General features: G+C 62.0%; 9 protein-coding genes and 4 pseudogenes. 7 read left to right on the top strand and 6 right to left on the bottom strand.

Annotated features, from left to right (window positions below; genetic code table 11):
- Positions 1-58 precede the first annotated feature (58 nt).
- Entirely contained in the window at positions 59-562 is a 504-nt protein-coding gene (locus JMJ56_RS28545; protein WP_202835150.1) for a DJ-1/PfpI family protein, read from the top strand.
- A 41-nt stretch (positions 563-603) separates the two neighbouring features.
- Here JMJ56_RS28545 and JMJ56_RS28550 read toward each other — a convergent pair whose 3' ends face one another.
- Entirely contained in the window at positions 604-1,224 is a 621-nt protein-coding gene (locus tag JMJ56_RS28550) for a LysE family translocator (protein WP_202835151.1), read from the bottom strand.
- Positions 1,225-1,380: 156 nt separating this feature from the next.
- Positions 1,381-2,501 (bottom strand): IS3 family transposase gene (locus tag JMJ56_RS28555; protein WP_202835152.1). Its coding sequence is split into 2 segments (ribosomal slippage): positions 1,381-2,252 and positions 2,252-2,501, totalling 1,122 coding nucleotides; the frame shifts between segments, so codons are not numbered across the junction.
- A 581-nt stretch (positions 2,502-3,082) separates the two neighbouring features.
- Between JMJ56_RS28555 and JMJ56_RS28560 the strand changes: the two genes are divergently transcribed.
- From JMJ56_RS28560 to JMJ56_RS35710, 4 genes and pseudogenes are all read left to right on the top strand, one after another.
- Positions 3,083-4,036 carry a hypothetical protein gene (locus tag JMJ56_RS28560; protein ID WP_202835153.1) on the top strand — a complete coding sequence of 318 codons (954 nt, stop codon included), beginning with the start codon at positions 3,083-3,085 and terminating at the stop codon, positions 4,034-4,036.
- A gap of 94 nt (positions 4,037-4,130) precedes the next feature.
- Positions 4,131-4,532, top strand: a complete 402-nt coding sequence (locus tag JMJ56_RS28565) for a hypothetical protein (RefSeq protein ID WP_202835154.1) — start codon at positions 4,131-4,133, stop codon at positions 4,530-4,532.
- Between the two features lie 264 nt (positions 4,533-4,796).
- Positions 4,797-5,939, top strand: a pseudogene (locus tag JMJ56_RS28570) (ISL3 family transposase); the annotation flags it as partial.
- The gene (locus JMJ56_RS35710; protein WP_202835159.1) at positions 5,924-6,292 is read left to right on the top strand and encodes a transposase; all 369 of its coding nucleotides are present in this window, start codon (positions 5,924-5,926) and stop codon (positions 6,290-6,292) included. The pseudogene JMJ56_RS28570 and the gene JMJ56_RS35710, both read left to right, overlap by 16 nt.
- Before the next feature lie 36 nt (positions 6,293-6,328).
- On the opposite strand, the pseudogene JMJ56_RS28580 reads toward JMJ56_RS35710, so the two are convergent.
- Positions 6,329-6,520 (bottom strand): annotated as a pseudogene (locus tag JMJ56_RS28580) (IS5/IS1182 family transposase); the annotation flags it as partial.
- A 294-nt stretch (positions 6,521-6,814) separates the two neighbouring features.
- On the opposite strand from JMJ56_RS28580, the gene JMJ56_RS28585 reads away from it, so the two are divergent.
- Entirely contained in the window at positions 6,815-7,651 is an 837-nt protein-coding gene (locus JMJ56_RS28585; RefSeq protein ID WP_202835155.1) for an RsfS/YbeB/iojap family protein, read from the top strand.
- 258 nt (positions 7,652-7,909) lie between these two features.
- Positions 7,910-13,420 carry a DUF4011 domain-containing protein gene (locus JMJ56_RS28590; protein ID WP_202835156.1) on the top strand — a complete coding sequence of 1,837 codons (5,511 nt, stop codon included), beginning with the start codon at positions 7,910-7,912 and terminating at the stop codon, positions 13,418-13,420.
- 186 nt (positions 13,421-13,606) lie between these two features.
- Here JMJ56_RS28590 and tnpC read toward each other — a convergent pair.
- From tnpC to JMJ56_RS28600, 3 genes and pseudogenes are all read right to left on the bottom strand, one after another.
- Positions 13,607-14,380, bottom strand: a pseudogene (tnpC, locus tag JMJ56_RS28595) (IS66 family transposase); the annotation flags it as partial.
- A gap of 38 nt (positions 14,381-14,418) precedes the next feature.
- A pseudogene (locus tag JMJ56_RS35715) lies at positions 14,419-14,520 on the bottom strand (hypothetical protein); the annotation flags it as partial.
- An 18-nt stretch (positions 14,521-14,538) separates the two neighbouring features.
- Positions 14,539-15,048, bottom strand: a complete 510-nt coding sequence (locus JMJ56_RS28600; protein ID WP_202835157.1) for a hypothetical protein — start codon at positions 15,046-15,048, stop codon at positions 14,539-14,541.
- Positions 15,049-15,160: the final 112 nt, after the last annotated feature.

Genomic DNA, 15,160 nt, shown 5'->3' on the forward strand with positions numbered 1-15,160 from the left:
CCCACCGTTTGATTTCGGGGGCGATGCCCGGACTCCAATGGGTGGCATGGGCGTAAAGTTGAGCGGCCATGCGGGCCTGTTCGTGCCCGGCGGCCACGCGCCGGTAGTCGATCTCATGCAGGACGCCGCGCTAGGCACGATCCTACGCCACTTCCACGAGACCAGGAAACCGACGGCGCTGCTCTGCCATGGCCCGGTCGCCGTCGCCGCGGCGATGCCGCATGCCCCCGAGTTCCGTGCGGCGCTGATCGCCGGGGACAAGGCCAGGGCGGCCAAGTATGCCCAGGGTTGGGTCTATGCGGACTGTCGGATGACCGTCTTCTCGGCCAGCGAGGAGAGGATCGCAGAGGGCGCGCTTTTGCACGGAAAGCTGTACTTCGACATGCCCAAGGCGCTGGAGGCGGCGGGAGGCAGAGTGACCACCAACCCGGTCGACTTCGCGCCTTCTGTGGTGGTCGATCGCGAGCTGATCACCGGTCAGAACCCGAGCTCGGATCATCAGCTCGCCGCCCAAATGGTCGAGGTGCTTAACCGTTCGCTCGCCGATGCCGCGACGCCCTGAGGCGGCACGCAGGCTACGAGCGCGAATGTTTGGCTTCTGCTTTAATTTGAGAAGATTAGCCGCACGCCTAGGGCGGCCATGACCACTCCGAATACGGCGTCGATGCCTCGGCGAAGCCGGCGGAAGAGACGCGCGACGTAACCAGTTGAGAGCACCCAGGCGAGTGCGCAATGCCAAAGCATGGAAAGCAAGACAGCGCCCGCCACCGCTGCGGCCGCCAGACCGGCCGTGATATCAGGACCGAGAAACAGACTTGAGAGGGATACCCAGAACACGCCAGCTTTGGGATTGAGTAGCATCAGACCGAAACCTCGCCAGAAGCTGGTACCGTTTGTGGAAGTGGCCTGAGCCACTTCGGCGCGGGTAGGGTTGCGGAGAGCAGTACAAAGAGCGGAGACGCCGAGGAAGAAGAGGAAAGCTCCACCGCCGATTTTCAAGGCAGTGGCAAGGAAGGGATGTTGGGCGGCAAGCGCCGAAACGCCAAAGACTGCCACGCAGGCCCAGGCTGCTTCGCCAGCGGCGAGCCCTATCGCCGTGCGAAGGGCGCGGCGGCGACCTTCACGCAGGGCTGTGCCGGCGACGAGGGCGAAGCTCGGGCCTGGACTGATGAGAGCGAGGAAAAAAGCTGCCCAGAAGGTGGCAAGGAGTACGAGGTTCGACATGCTGAAAGCTACCTTGGACCAAGCACCGTTGCCATTGCCTCGACGCGGATGGCTAAAGTGAGGAGGAAGTGCTGACCTGCCCCTGATCGGGGATCCACGAGCTATGAGAGACTTGGCCCATGTGAGGCGCTTGGGTTTGGTGGTCCAGTTTCAGCGTTAGCCTTCGCCGGCCGTCGACCCATTCGTCGACCCGCAAGGGCCTCTTTGCAATAGGTATTCCTGCGGTGTTTTCTGCCCGAGAGCCATGTGAGGCCGGCTCTCATTGTAATCCCGGCGCCAGGCCTCGACGATGGCACGGGCCTCGGCCAGCGTCTCGAACCAGTGCAGGTTCAGGCACTCGTCCCGCAGCGAGCCGTTGAAGGTCTCGATGTGGGCGTTGTCGGTCGGCTTGCCGGGCCGCGACAGGTCGATCTGCACCCCGTGGTGGTAGGCCCAAAGGTCCACCAGCTGGCCGGTGAACTCGCTGCCGTTGTCGGCAAACAGGTACTTCGGCGCCCCCCGCTGCTGGACGAGGCGGTTCAGCACCTCGACCACCTGCTCGCCCTTGAGCCGCTGGCCAACCTCGATCGCCAGGCCCTCCCGGCTCCAGATGTCGACCACGGTCAGGGCGCGAAACTTCGTGCCCTGTCTAAGCTCGTCGTGCACGAAGTCGAGGCTCCACGCCTCGTTGGGATGCTTGGGCACGTAGCGCGCCTCGCGGTGCACCACCATCTTGCGCCGCCTTGGCCGTTTGCTGCGCAGGACAAGACCTTCTTCGCGGTACAGCCGCCAAACCAGGTTGCGCCCCACCGTCCAGCCGTCACGCCTGAGCATGATGTGGACCCGCCGGTAGCCATAGCGGATCCGCGTCTGCGCGATCTCATGCATGCGCTGCCGGATCTCGAGGCGTGGGTCCCTGGTACTCAGCTTGCGCTGCGTCGATCGGTGCTGGCGCGTCAGAGAACAGGCCCGGCGCTCGCTGTAGCCGTGGCTTCGCGCCACATAGGCCACAACCTCCTTCATGAGCGCTGGCCGGGGAACTTTTTTGACAGGACATCCTGCAGCACGGCCTTGTCGAGGCTGAGCTCGGCCACCAGCCGCTTCAGCCGGGCATTCTCCTCGGTCAGCTGCTTGAACTCCCGGACCTGGTCCGTCTCCAGCCCGGCATACTGCTTCTTCCAGCGGTAGAAGGTTTGCTCCGAGATACCGAGCTTGCGGGTCAACTCCGCCACCGGCAGGCCCAACTCGGCCTGCTTCAGCACCGCCACGATCTGCTCCACCGAGAACCGCCGCTTCATGGCCAATCTCCACATCCGTCATGAGGAAATCCGCCGAAACACTAACACCAGAGCCGGACCACTTTCGCCGTGTCACCTCACTTCGCCAGCACCGGGGCCAACCGCCGCGGCGTGGCCTAGGACGCCCGTGGCGTGGTCAGTGAGCCGCAGACCCTGCCGCTCTTTGCCGCGGCGCCGGAGACGCTTTTGACCGCATCCTCCGCCGCCTGTGCCGCAACTCCTCGCTCGGCCGCTGCCGCAACTTCCGCTATGCCTCAGACAGGAATCAGGAAGTCTCCTTGCAGCTCTGGCTCACGTGGTGCCGCCAGCCCAACCCCCAAGTCCAGGCTCGGCCGCAAGGCGCTGAGCAACAAGGCCAGCGCATTGCTCTCAAGCGGGACGATGGCATGCCACAGAGCCATGAGGACCTGCCGCCATAGGGCATCCTCATGGTCAGTAGAAGGCATCAACACTCCGGAATCCATACCAGGTTGGCGGTTCGCTGTTCCTTGAAATACCTCGTGGGTACTGCTACCATAATTTTTGCATCCCTTCCTGGGATTGCGACCGCCCCCGCCTGGGGCGCTTGTTGGAGACAGAATATGTTCGACATGCCGCTCGCCCGGCTATGGCTCGACATCCCCGCTAATCTCGGCCTTGGTCAGGACCCGGACCTTACCTTTCGGAAGGCGGTGCACCTCGCCCTCTATGCTGCGCAGGACCTCTCGAATGGCCCAATCACCGCGACCACCCACCCGCCCCGCCGCTTAGCCGAGCGCCTGCGACGGGGTCTGCCACTTTCTGACGAGGAAATTTACCTTCTTGGCGAGGGCCGCTGGCCGCCCCCGAACGAGGCGTTCTCGCTGGACTCGCTGCCGCGGTCGGTACCGCCAACGCCTGTGAAGGAAGGCACTGCTGCTTGGACTCTCGGCTGCGACCGCTTGACCGTACGAAAGACAGTGCCGGTTAACGGCAACGTCTACATCGCTGACCTCGAGATCATTGCTGGACCACATCCCCGTCTTCGACAAAAAGTAGGCCAAGTCGGCAACCGGGGCTACGTCGCTGGTGTTCCGAAAGGACTAAAGCTTCTCTCCGCTATGTGTGGCCTTTACGACGGAACTATCCGCATGTTGCCTCGTCCGATAACGGTAAGCACCGCCGGCGAGGCAGAGGCCTTTGTGCGGGCTGCAACGGACGAGAATCGTATTCAGCCACTCGTCGCAGTTGCCATGACGCGCGGCGAAGCAGTCGAGGAATGGCAAGCGGATGTCGAGGCGTACGCGAAGGAGGCCTTCACCCTCCAGCACGTTGCTTCGGTTAGCGTTTCGGGGGTCCGCGCGCTCTACGACCTGCTCGGCCCCCACGCGCTTCCCGAAGGGGCCATCAAGACCTACAACGCAGGCTTTTCAACTCTCGACGTTCAGGCCGCACATCCAGTGACAACGTGGGAGACAATACAGGCACATGAACGCGGACGAACTGGGATGATGGAGCGCTGGCGCAAGCGCCTCATGACGCGGGACGCTTGGGCCCGCCGCGGTGAACGTACCTGATATCTATTCACGAAATTATCGACGTTACACACCCGCTCGCTGGTGTCTGCAATAATGGAATTCATTGCTCCATGTCCAAGTAAGGATCCAAGCGATGAACCTTTACCACTACTCAACTATGCACAACGTGGCCTGCATGTTTGCCGCCCTCAAAGAGGCGCACCCGGGCATGTCGTGGACGCAAATACGAAGCATGGCTGGGGATGCCTTTGATGGGGCTATGATGCCTTCTTTAGTACGCGGCAAAGATGCCCATCATGGCTCCGGCTATTACTTCACCAGCATCATGCCCGGTACTCTTACCAGAGCACAAATAGCGAAGCGGTTATGGCGGGACACCAGAAAAATCCCGTGGACGGAAGCCTTCATTGAGTTTCGGATGGAGCGCGATCGCCTCTTGCCCGCAGGTCCCGATTGCTGGGTTTATCCCTTGCAACCTAATGACATTAATCCACGAATTACCCCCGTCTATTATGGCTTGACCGAAGATCCGTGACCCCATGCTCATACGTTGTCTGCGTGTTAACACGGTGTAGCGGCTGGATGATGCTGGCTCTCCCGCACTTTCCATGCTGCGGGTCGTCGTTCTGGGGCGGGGTGAGCACATAGAAAGGGTACGTTCCTCTCCTTTGAAGTGTGATTGTTGTCGAAGCGTCTTCTTCCACTTATCCCAGCAGGGCTGCTGGTTCAGCAGATCCTGCCCTCCCACGAACTCCTCACCATCGTCGTCGCACCGTGTGAGCCCTGAGCAGTCTGCCCGGCCTGCGGCAAGCCGTCCTGGCGGGTTCATAGTCGGTACGACCGTATCCTCAACGATCTGCCCTGGCAGGGGCGGCCAGTCCAGCTGCGCGTTCAAGCCCGGCGCTTCCGGTGCCTGGAACCGGCGTGCCCGCGCCTGACCTTCGCCGAGCGGCTGACCGACACTGCGCTGCCAGCCGCGCGGCGGACGGGGCGGCTGGACGACCTCCAGCGACATTTGGGCCTTGCCGCTGGCGGCGAGGTCGGCTCGCGGCTGGCGGCGCGCCTGGCCATACCGGTCAGCGCCGATACCCTGCTGCGGTTGGCGCGCCGTACAGGCGCTGTGCCGCAGGCAAGACCGCCGGTGCGGGTGCTGGCGGTCGATGACTGGGCTTGGCGCCGTGGTCACCGCTATGGGACGGTGCTGGTTGACCTCGAGCGCAACCGGGTTGTCGACCTGGTGCCTAAACGCAGCGCCGAGAGCCTGGCGGCGTGGTTGAAAGCCAATCCTGGCGTCGCGGTGGTCGCCCGCGACCGGGCCGGCGTCTACGCCGATGGGGTCCGGCAGGGTGCACCCGATGCTGTCGAGGTCACCGACCGCTGGCACCTGTTGCGCAATCTCGGCGACGCCGTCCATGCCGCAGCCGAGCGCCACCATGCGGCGGCGCGCCGGGTCGCCCGGCAGGTGATGCGACAGCCTGGAGTGCCCAGCACCTCAGCCCCGGCTGACAGCGCCTGTCCAGGCGCTGCACGGCGCCAGATCGTCCCGGCACTCGAGCGGCGGCAGAGCCGGTTCGACGAGGCAGCGCGCCTGCACGCGGCAGGAACCTCGTTAACCGCGATCTCCCGCCAGCTCGGCGCCGACCGCAAGACACTGCGGCGGTGGCTCCGCGCCGGCACCGTGCCGTCCTGGCAGCAGCCTCGGCGCGGCAGCGTGCTCGATCCATACCGCGACCATCTGGAGCACCGCTGGGCCGAGAGTGCCACAACGCCGCCCGGCTGTGGCGGGAGCTGGCGGCGCTGGGCTTCTCGGGTCATGGCGCCATCGTCCGCAGCTGGGCAACGGAGCGTCGCAGGACGGAGCCAAATGAAACCCGGGCGACCCGGACCGTTGGCGGCAAACCATGGCAGTCGCCCTCGGGCCGGCGCGTGGCGCGGCTGCTGATGGCCGAGCACCGGACCCTGTCGCGGCCTGACCGCGCCTTCACCGCGCGTCTACTGGAAGACGTGCCCGCACTGGCAGTAACCGTCGCCGCAGCGAAGCGGCTTGAAGGCGTGCTGCGGAAGAGGAGCGACGAGACCTTGCCAGACGTCCTCGCCGCCGCGGGACGGACGCACCTCTCCGCCTTCGTCACAGAGCTGCGAAAAGACATCACTGCCGTTGAAGCCGCGCTCCGCCTGCCCTGGACGACCAGCCCGGCCGAGGGCCAGATCTGCCGCATCAAGATGATCAAGCGCACCATGTACGGCCGTGCAGGCTTCGAGCTCCTCCGCGCACGCGTCCTGCACGCCGCATGATCCAGCAACGGCAGCACGGGAAGTGCGGGAGAACCACCCAGCCACCAGCCGCGGATTGGTAGCAGGCCGTCCCTCCTGAGCAGGAAAGAAGCCGGCCCATTCCCGCTCGAACCAGCCCCAGTCGATCAGCGCCGCCAGCCGAACCAGCTCATGCCGCCCATCGATGATGTCGACGAGGCGCGGCCGTAGAAGGTCGGCTTGTTCCGGCGGGCGCGGGCGATGCTTCATGCCCGCCAGATTCGCAGGCTTTGCCGTCCATTCCAATCAAACCTTGCAATTCTACAGCGTTCAAACCGCCGAAGCCTGCAAGCAGATCAGTGGATTAGGAGTTGTTCAGGGCCGACTTCCGAGAGCGGCGCGGCCCCCAAACTCAAGCAGGCTGGGCACGACACTGGCAATGGGTGTGTCGTCGAAGCGGTTAGCCTCCGCAGACGCTGACGCCACCTAGTGCAGCGGAGCAGTAAACGGTATGAATTTCATTCCATATGTAGTTATATATGCCTTGCTTTAATTGGATGCCGCATGTTTGGCTGGACCAGAAAAACCTTCCATCCGCCACGGCTCGACGACCTCGGCCAGGTGTTCCAGGCGCTGGCCGCGCGTGGGACTACGGCCGAAGCGAGTGTCGCTCGCCACGTTCTCGAGCTGGTGGCAGCGTTCGCGCTTGCGACCAAGCACGCATCTCCGACTGAAGTTTTGCAGATGCATCGCTTGGGAGCGGAGCGCGCCGAGAAGTGGCGGCAGGATGCCATTCCGTCTGCTATGACGGATGGCGGAGACCCGGCGGGTCATTCAGAGTGGGCATCGGCGTGGCTGATCGAAACTTGGCATCTCTGCCACATCGCCGGGGAGGCAGCCATATCGAAGGCAAGCAGGATTGCTGACTGGCTGACGCAGGTGCTGGGCGAAGCTCAGACAAATTTAATTGCCACGGAGACTTGGACCGAAAGGTCTGCTCTGAGCCAGGCGCAGCGAGCGGCGGAACAAGACGCCAGCCCCACCGAAGGTTTCTCGCTCGATGTAATGTCCCCAGAAGCCAGTGAAGACAGTCCGATTTTGGCAGCGAGCATGCGTCGTGCGTTGGAAAGAGGCGGCGCCCGCGCGGTTCTCGCCATTGATGTTTCTGAAACGGCATCTTTCACTGACGTTATGGTTTTCGCTACAGGCCAAGACGAAGCGCATCTGCGCATTTTGACCGAGATAGCAGTAGAGGTACTCGGTGCTGTAGGTACCCCAAACGAAAAAGAAATGGTCATCCAAGACGGCGATTGGATTCTTGTGGACGGAGGCAACACCGTGATCCACATCTTAACTCATAAAGAGCGGGAAAGATTGGGACTCGAGCGGATGTGGGGTTGATTGCACCACGTCGCCTGCGAACACGCGTTAATTGCTAGTAATGGCACCCCGATGTGGCCCGACACCGTGTCCTGCTAAGGGATAAAATCACGCCTACGCGACACTGGGCTAGTGTGCTTGGGAGGCGCCGTGCGCTCAGTTCCCACGTCGCCACCAACGACGGAGGCATGCATTGAATGATGTTCCAATCTAAGGTTATATTTGGGTGTGACTCCTCATCGCCTCGAAAATTTGGTGTACCAGGAACTAAGGGAGCGCTTGGTCGATCAGACCCGGCGCAACCGCCTGCTTCACTTCAAGCACACTGCCAAAGGGACGATGCTCCGCTTCGTAGACGAGGAGCCTGACCTTGTCCTAGGGCATCTGCAGAACGAAGGCAAATTCCGCCTCAAGGCTTTACCCGATCCAGAGGACGAGCCGGCTGATGAGCGGACGGCGCAGTTTCGGGCAGAGCTGTCCAAGGCTCGTCTAACAGACGAGGTCTATCGCGTCGCCATTGCTGCGCTCGACCCGGAAGATCCGTCAGCAATAGCCAAGGAAGAAAAAATCGAGCGGGACTTACGTGACCATCTGCGAAGCAAGCTTGGGCTACCGCCCCGTCCCACCCGGCGTAGTCTCGACCTGAATGCACATGCAGCACAGCATGGCGTGGTTCCAGCCTATGATCTTGCCATTCCGAAGATCGAACCGAAGCATAAAGACGAATGGCTACAAACACTGCTCTTCCAAGATCAACTTAAGACCAGGGTAGCCGGGCTTGCTCGGAAAGCGAGGGAGGTCGAACAGGAAACGGGCGTTACAACTTTGCACCTGGCCTTCGGCTTCTTGGAGTGGTTCGAGAGCGATGCGTCTGACAGCGCTTTCTCATCGCCACTTCTCCTCCTTCCTATTGGGCTGGAGAAGGTGACAGGTAAACGCGGCGAGGAGGAGTACCAACTTACAGCGCTCGACGACGCCCCGACTACCAATCTCAGCCTGGAATTGCGGCTTAAAAGGGACTTCGGCATTACCCTCCCCGAGTTCAAGGAGAACCGGCAGCCCATTGAGACATACTTACGAGACGTCGCAGACACCACCAAGACCCTAAAGCGCTGCAAGATCCGCCGTTATCTCACCTTGGCGCCGTTCAGCTTCGCCCGGATTGCGATGTACCGCGACCTCGATCCATCTAACTGGCGTGATCTACCTGGCGGTGGAGCACCGGCCCATCCTTTGGTGATGCCATTGCTTCGCGGCGGCGCTGAGCAGCCAGCTGGAGACGGTTTCGCAGTCGAATATCAAATCGACGAGCCTGCGATTGAGAAGATCGCCCCGATCCTGGTTTCGGACGCGGACTCCTCGCAGCACAGCGCGATTGTCGATGCAATGAAGGGCCAAAACCTGGTCGTTGAGGGGCCGCCTGGCACCGGTAAGTCTCAGACCATCGCAAATCTCATCGCCAACGCTCTCTACAAGGGCCAGCGCGTGCTGTTCGTCTCCGAGAAGATGGCGGCGCTGGACGTCGTGAAATCCCGGCTCAACAAAGCGGGCCTCGGACACTTCTGTCTGCCACTTCACGCCGCCGGCGCGAAACCAGCGGCCGTCATCGAGGCTCTTAAGGAACGGGCTGATCTGCGGGCTCCACGTCTCCCGGCGAGCGTCGTAGCTGCTCGCTCAGAAATTGCTCGCGCCCGAGACGCTCTTAGATCCCATTTAGAGGCATTGCATGCAGAAGCAGGTCCGCTAGGCGAAACTGTCCACGCTTACATCGGGCGTTTGACCGACCTGACGCGCCTGCTTCCCAGCCTGCCAGCACTCCTGCGCAGCCGCGCCAGTGGCCTCCCAAGCTCCATCGAGCATAACGACAGTAGCGAGGCTCGAGACCACCTCGAAACTCTCGAAACGGCAGCACGAGCCGCCTCAAGCCTTGGCATCAACGTCGCCGCAAGTCCATTCCGAGTTCTTGGCCGAGCGGACCTTTTCCCAGATGAATGCGCTGCCTTGTTGTCTGGGCTTGAAGAGTTGGTGGAGGCCTGTCAACACCAGGAAGTAGTTGCCACAGAGCTCGGGCAGTGGCTCGGAAAAACGGAGGCGGCAACATCTCTGGAAGCAATCCTCCAACTGACCACCGAGGTGGACGGCCTTGCGGACCCGCCGCCGGATGCCGACCGGACATATATTGGCACGCTCACGTCTTCAGAGAATATTGAAGATGCCTTTTGGATGGCGGCCCAGGTTGAAGCTCTCGACCGCACTGCCGCCACTCTGCGTCGCGCCAGCGTCGAGGATCCAGCAAGCCTTCGGATCAACGCAGTCAGAGCTGCTATTGATTTCGCCGCACCACTCGGAGTAGCTGGACTCACCATCAACCAGATACTTCGCTACTCAGAGGAACTCATCGGGTTAGAGGCGTCGTGGATTAAACCGTCGGAAACCCTAGCAGGGCTCTCTGCCTTGCTTCGTCTGCCAAGTGACCCTGAAGTAAGCCAGATCCGGCTTGCCTGCAAAGCAGCTGAACTTGCTACACGAGTTGATACAAGCTGGCATGCTTACTGCTCCCTCGGTCTCGAGCGGCACACGTTCACCCTTGTAGCAGGCGCCGACAGGCAGGAGGCGCTGCATGCCAAGTTGGGTGAGGTGGGCACGCGTATTGATATGGAGGGCGTCTCGCACACTGCCCTACGTACGGCTGCGAGAACGCTCCGTGAAGCTGGCTTGTTCTCTTTCCTACGCTCTGATGTCCGTCAAGCGAAGACGATCTTCCTTCAACGTTGGAAAGGAGGCTCTCGCCCTAAGAAATCAGACTGGCCAAGCGAACTCGCTGCAGCCGCAGACATCTTGTCCGAGCTGGAAGCATTGGAGAACGACAGCGTCTTGCGTAGCGCGGTCGGAACTCACAGCACCATTCGGAATGCACCTCTTCGGAATTTGGCCAAGGCAGCCGAATGGCTTCGTGCCGTTGCTACAGCCTTGCCCGATGAAACGGCCATATCTGAACAGATCCGGGTTGCGTTGACTTCACTGAATACCAGCACGCTGAGCCGTCTGGCTGCACTTGCAGCGCCAGCACGTCACCTAATTAGTTTCCTGGATCAGCACGCCTTTGACGCCAGTGCGCGCTGGTCGACACTACGCAATAGTGCTGCAAGCCGGGCCTCTGCATTGGCGGCGCTCGCAGATGGCCTTCGTGCGACCGGTCTCAGCAAGGACCTGCTGCTATCCTCGTTCGAGGATCTCATCATTGTACATAAGGAGTGGCATTCGGCGCGAGAAGCTCTTGCCTCTGAACGTGCCCATACAGCTCGCGCGGCAGCCCCCGATGACCTTCAGGTTCTTCGGTCGAGTGTGGGCTTTGCGAAGAACATCATCGACCGATATGGGCACCTTGGCTCATTCTATCTCGAAGACGGATGGGGCGGCCGGATTGCGACTCTTCGGGACCACGCAGCAAGTGCCCGGTCCGCAGCTGAACGAACCTACGTCGCGCTGAATCCCTTGGCAGAACTGGGATTGCGGCGCTTCGTCGCGGAGGCCACCGGTCGGAGCGCACAAACGCTGCAGGCTGATGCTGCTTCGATGGTTGCGGCTGGCTCCGAGCTGCCACCTTTCCTTGCCTACGCATTAGCTCGGGAAGCTTGCCTCTCTAATCTTCTCGCGACAGCGGTACTGGCGGCCTTCGAAGAAGGACGGGAGCAGCTGCACCAGCTTCCAGAGGCGCTTGAGTGGCTCATTGCCTGGACGCTCGTTAAGAGACACGCAGACGCGAAACGGGCAATTTTCACGCGGACGGGAGAGCAACTCTCTTCGTTCCGCCAATCCTTCGCTGAAAATGACCGCACCCGAATCGCTTCCGATGCAAAGCTTGTGCAAAGTGCGGTGCTCGGGCGACAGGTTCCTCACGGACTAGCGTCAGGAAGCAAATCCACTTGGACGGATAACTGCTTGTTGCAAAATGAATACAGTAAGCAGAAGCGTCACATCGCGGTACGCGATCTGTTGAACCGAGCGGGCGGTGCCGTGACGACGCTGACGCCTTGCCTGATGATGTCGCCGCTCACGGTTGCGCAATACTTAAAGCCAGGAGGGCTCACCTTCGACCTAATTGTCATGGACGAGGCTTCACAGATCAAACCTGAAGACGCCATCGGCGCAATGTTGCGTGGCAAGCAGGTAGTCGTTGTAGGCGACCCGAAGCAGCTTCCCCCGACAAACTTCTTCGATCGCGCCATCGGCGAAGGAGATGAAGAGGAGGAAGGCGCTGCCAGGGAAGACGGTCCCCGCCTATCACAGGAAGACCGCATCGTTGCAGAATCCGTCCTCGACCTCGCGTTACGCGCTTTCCGCCCGGCTCGGCGCCTGCGCTGGCACTATCGATCACAACACGAGAGCTTAATCGCGTTCTCAAACCGAGCATTCTACGACAACAACCTCGTCGTCTTCCCCTCCGCCCAAGCTCCTTCGGAGACGCTGGGCATCGAGATGGTACGCGTCAATGGCTCCTGGCAGGAGAGAATCAACGAAGCCGAGGCCAAGGCAGTGGCGGCATCTGCGGCCGACTTCATGCGACGTCATCCTGATTTGAGCCTTGGCATCGTGGCGATGAACCAGCCGCAGCGCGACCTCATCAGAGCAGAGATCGATGCCGCCGTCGGCAGTGATTCCAAGCTAGCTGAGTATATGGAGAAGTGGGAGGAGGCGCTCGAGGAGCCGTTTGTCAAAAACCTTGAGAACGTGCAGGGCGACGAACGAGACGTCATCTTCATCTCCCTCGGCTGGGGACGAACGCCACAGGGAGCGCTGCACCAGCGCTTCTATCCCGTGAATCGCCGAGACGATGGCCATCGCCGCCTGAATGTCCTTTTCACTCGAGCCAAACGCAAAATCGTATTGTTCGCCTCGCTTCAGGCTGAAGATATCCTTCTCTCCGAGACGAGCGCGCCGGGGGTGCGCGTGCTCCGCGACTATCTTGCTTATGCGCGGGATGGGCGGCTCGAGCGCGGGAATGTCGGAGAAGAGGAGGCAGACAGCCCATTCGAAACGTCGGTGGCCGGCGCACTGCGGGCGCTCGGGCACGACGTGGCACTCCAAGTCGGCGTGGCCGGATACCGCATCGACATGGCGGTGCGACACCCCGAGGAGCCCGACCGATTTGTTCTCGGCATCGAGTGCGATGGAGCTACCTATCACCGAGCCAAAAGCGCCCGGGACCGCGATCGCCTTCGGCAAGAAGCGCTTGAGCGGCTTGGCTGGAAGCTGGCACGGGTGTGGTCAACGGACTGGTTCCGTGACCCAGTGAGCCAGACAGAGCGGTTGTCCCAAGAGATCAGCGCAGCACTGGCTCAGCAACCTAGTGGAACGCAAAACCGGCGGCGCCTTGTAGAAGAAGCTTTTGCGCCTGCGTCGGCTGAGGCCTTATCTCAGACGACGCAGCGTGAGGCTGCCTCGCAGGCTGCTCAAGCTACGGAGCGGGTTTCGCAGCGTGCCTCCGAAACCGCGCCGCTGGCTGATGGTGCCGGAGCGTTAGATGGAACCATCAGGCCCACCACGCTGACTGAAGCCCTGGTTACCCTGCGCGAGGAGGTCATTATGCGAGATTTTCCGGGAAGCGAGCCTGGCCGGTGCATCCTCCGGGATCCGATGATCGAATTGATCATAAAGATGGACCTCGACGATCCGGAGGACTTTCACGCAAAGATCCCAGAGTTCCACCGTACGCGTACTGACGGACGGCAAGTGGCCTACCTGGTCCGGATCTGCGACCTTGTGGCGGAGTTCGGCGTTAAGGCCTGAGACAGGCGCTCTGCGCATCAGTGTCTCTGTGTTAAAGCGGCCATCAAGACTATAGGCGACGAAGCAGGTTAGACTGGCGTCGCCCATGCCGGCTTTGGCATGGCTGTCCTGCTAAAGTAGACCTTTAGGCGTATCCGTTCGGCCAAGGCCGCGGGTGCTGAGCGGCGAGGCTTGGTACGGCCAAGATCAGGCGACGTCAGCTGTCGTGGTGGTGCGGGCTGCCTTCCAGTGCCAAGGCAGCAGCTCGTGCAGACGGGATGCTGGGTGGTCGGCGATGCGGGCGAGGACGTCGACGAGCCAGGCACGTGGATCGACGTCGTTCAGCTTGCCGGCGTAGATGAGCGAGAGCATGGCGGCAGCTCGGTCACCGCCGCGGTCGCTGCCGGCGAATAGCCACGCCTTTCTCCCGAGAGCTATACTCCTCAGCGCCCGTTCGGCCGCGTTGTTGGTGAGGCAAATCCGGCCGTCGCCGAGAAACCGGGCGAACGCCTCTCACCGCACCAGCATGTAGTCCATGGCCTTGGCGGCCGGCGCGTGCCAGAACAGCTTGCCGCGGCTCTCACGCATCCAGCCCTCCTCGGGGGGCAGCCCGTTGATGGCGCGCTCGGCGTCAAAGATGGCGTCGATCCGCCGCACCGCCTCGACGGCCAGCGGCGCCCGCAACAGCTCGGTCAACTCGAATAGTTTGCGCCTGCTTTGCGCCCAGCATGCAGCCTCGGTGATCGGCCCGGGTTGTCGATCGGCCTCGTAGAGCGCGTTATACCCGGCATAGGCATCGGCCTGCAGGATACCGGCATGGCCGGCCAGGTGCCGGTTGGGATGCTCGGCGGTTCGGTCCCGCGAGTAGCGGGACATGGCCGCCTGGGTTGCCGGCCCGCCAAAGGGCCGATCGTCGCGGACATAAGTCCAGACCCGGCCGGTGATAGTCTTGCCCCGGGCCAGCACGGGGACGGGACGGTCTCGCAGCTGCGGCAGGAGAACCGTTCGCGCACGGTTTGGATGACCTTCCATCGGATCGGCTCAACCTCGAGCGTCTCCGTCCACCGCGCGCAATCATATTCGCTTTTTATTATCAATGGCTTGGGCAGATCTGTTTGCAACGCGGCGGCCCCCTCCCCTCACGCCGTCCGCTCGATCTGCTCGATCTCTTGCTCCCACCACTCGATCGCCCGCAGGATGAGGTCATGGGGGTGCTCGTTCGGGAAGGGACCGCGCCGCATCTCGTGGGAGTAGGTTGCGACGACGCCGGGCGTTGGCTCGCCGTCGCGGCGGGCGGAGAAGCCGATGGTGACCGATTGGCCGATCGCCAGCTCGGCCTCGTGCAGCACCAAGTTCGTGTGCTCGCGGATGACTTGGTGGTAGATCTCCGGCAGCTTGGTGCCCTTGGCGGTGCGCCCGGCTGCGGCGTTGGCATCGTCCATCGCCTTCTTCCAGTGCTTGAACGACGTGCGGATGCGCGGTTCAGCGTCCTTCTCCAGCGCGTCAGCGACGGCGCGCAGCAGCCCCATGGTGCCGGCCCACAGCACGATGCCGGATGGCCCGAGGTTGTTGGTCAGCGCCTGGTGGCCGACGCGGCACCAGGACAGGACCTGGCGCGCCTTCTCGGCTTTGACGGGAGGTAGTGACATGCGTGCAGTCTCGTCTTTGGGTGTGATGGTGTGATTGGCCTTGCCCCGCCTTTACGGACAGTGTTGCACGGCTGAAGCAGCCGCCTGGAACGCCGCCACCTTCTGCTCTGGT

Origin of the sequence: Belnapia arida (genome assembly GCF_016773205.1) — a bacterium.
Taxonomy (GTDB): domain Bacteria; phylum Pseudomonadota; class Alphaproteobacteria; order Acetobacterales; family Acetobacteraceae; genus Belnapia; species Belnapia arida.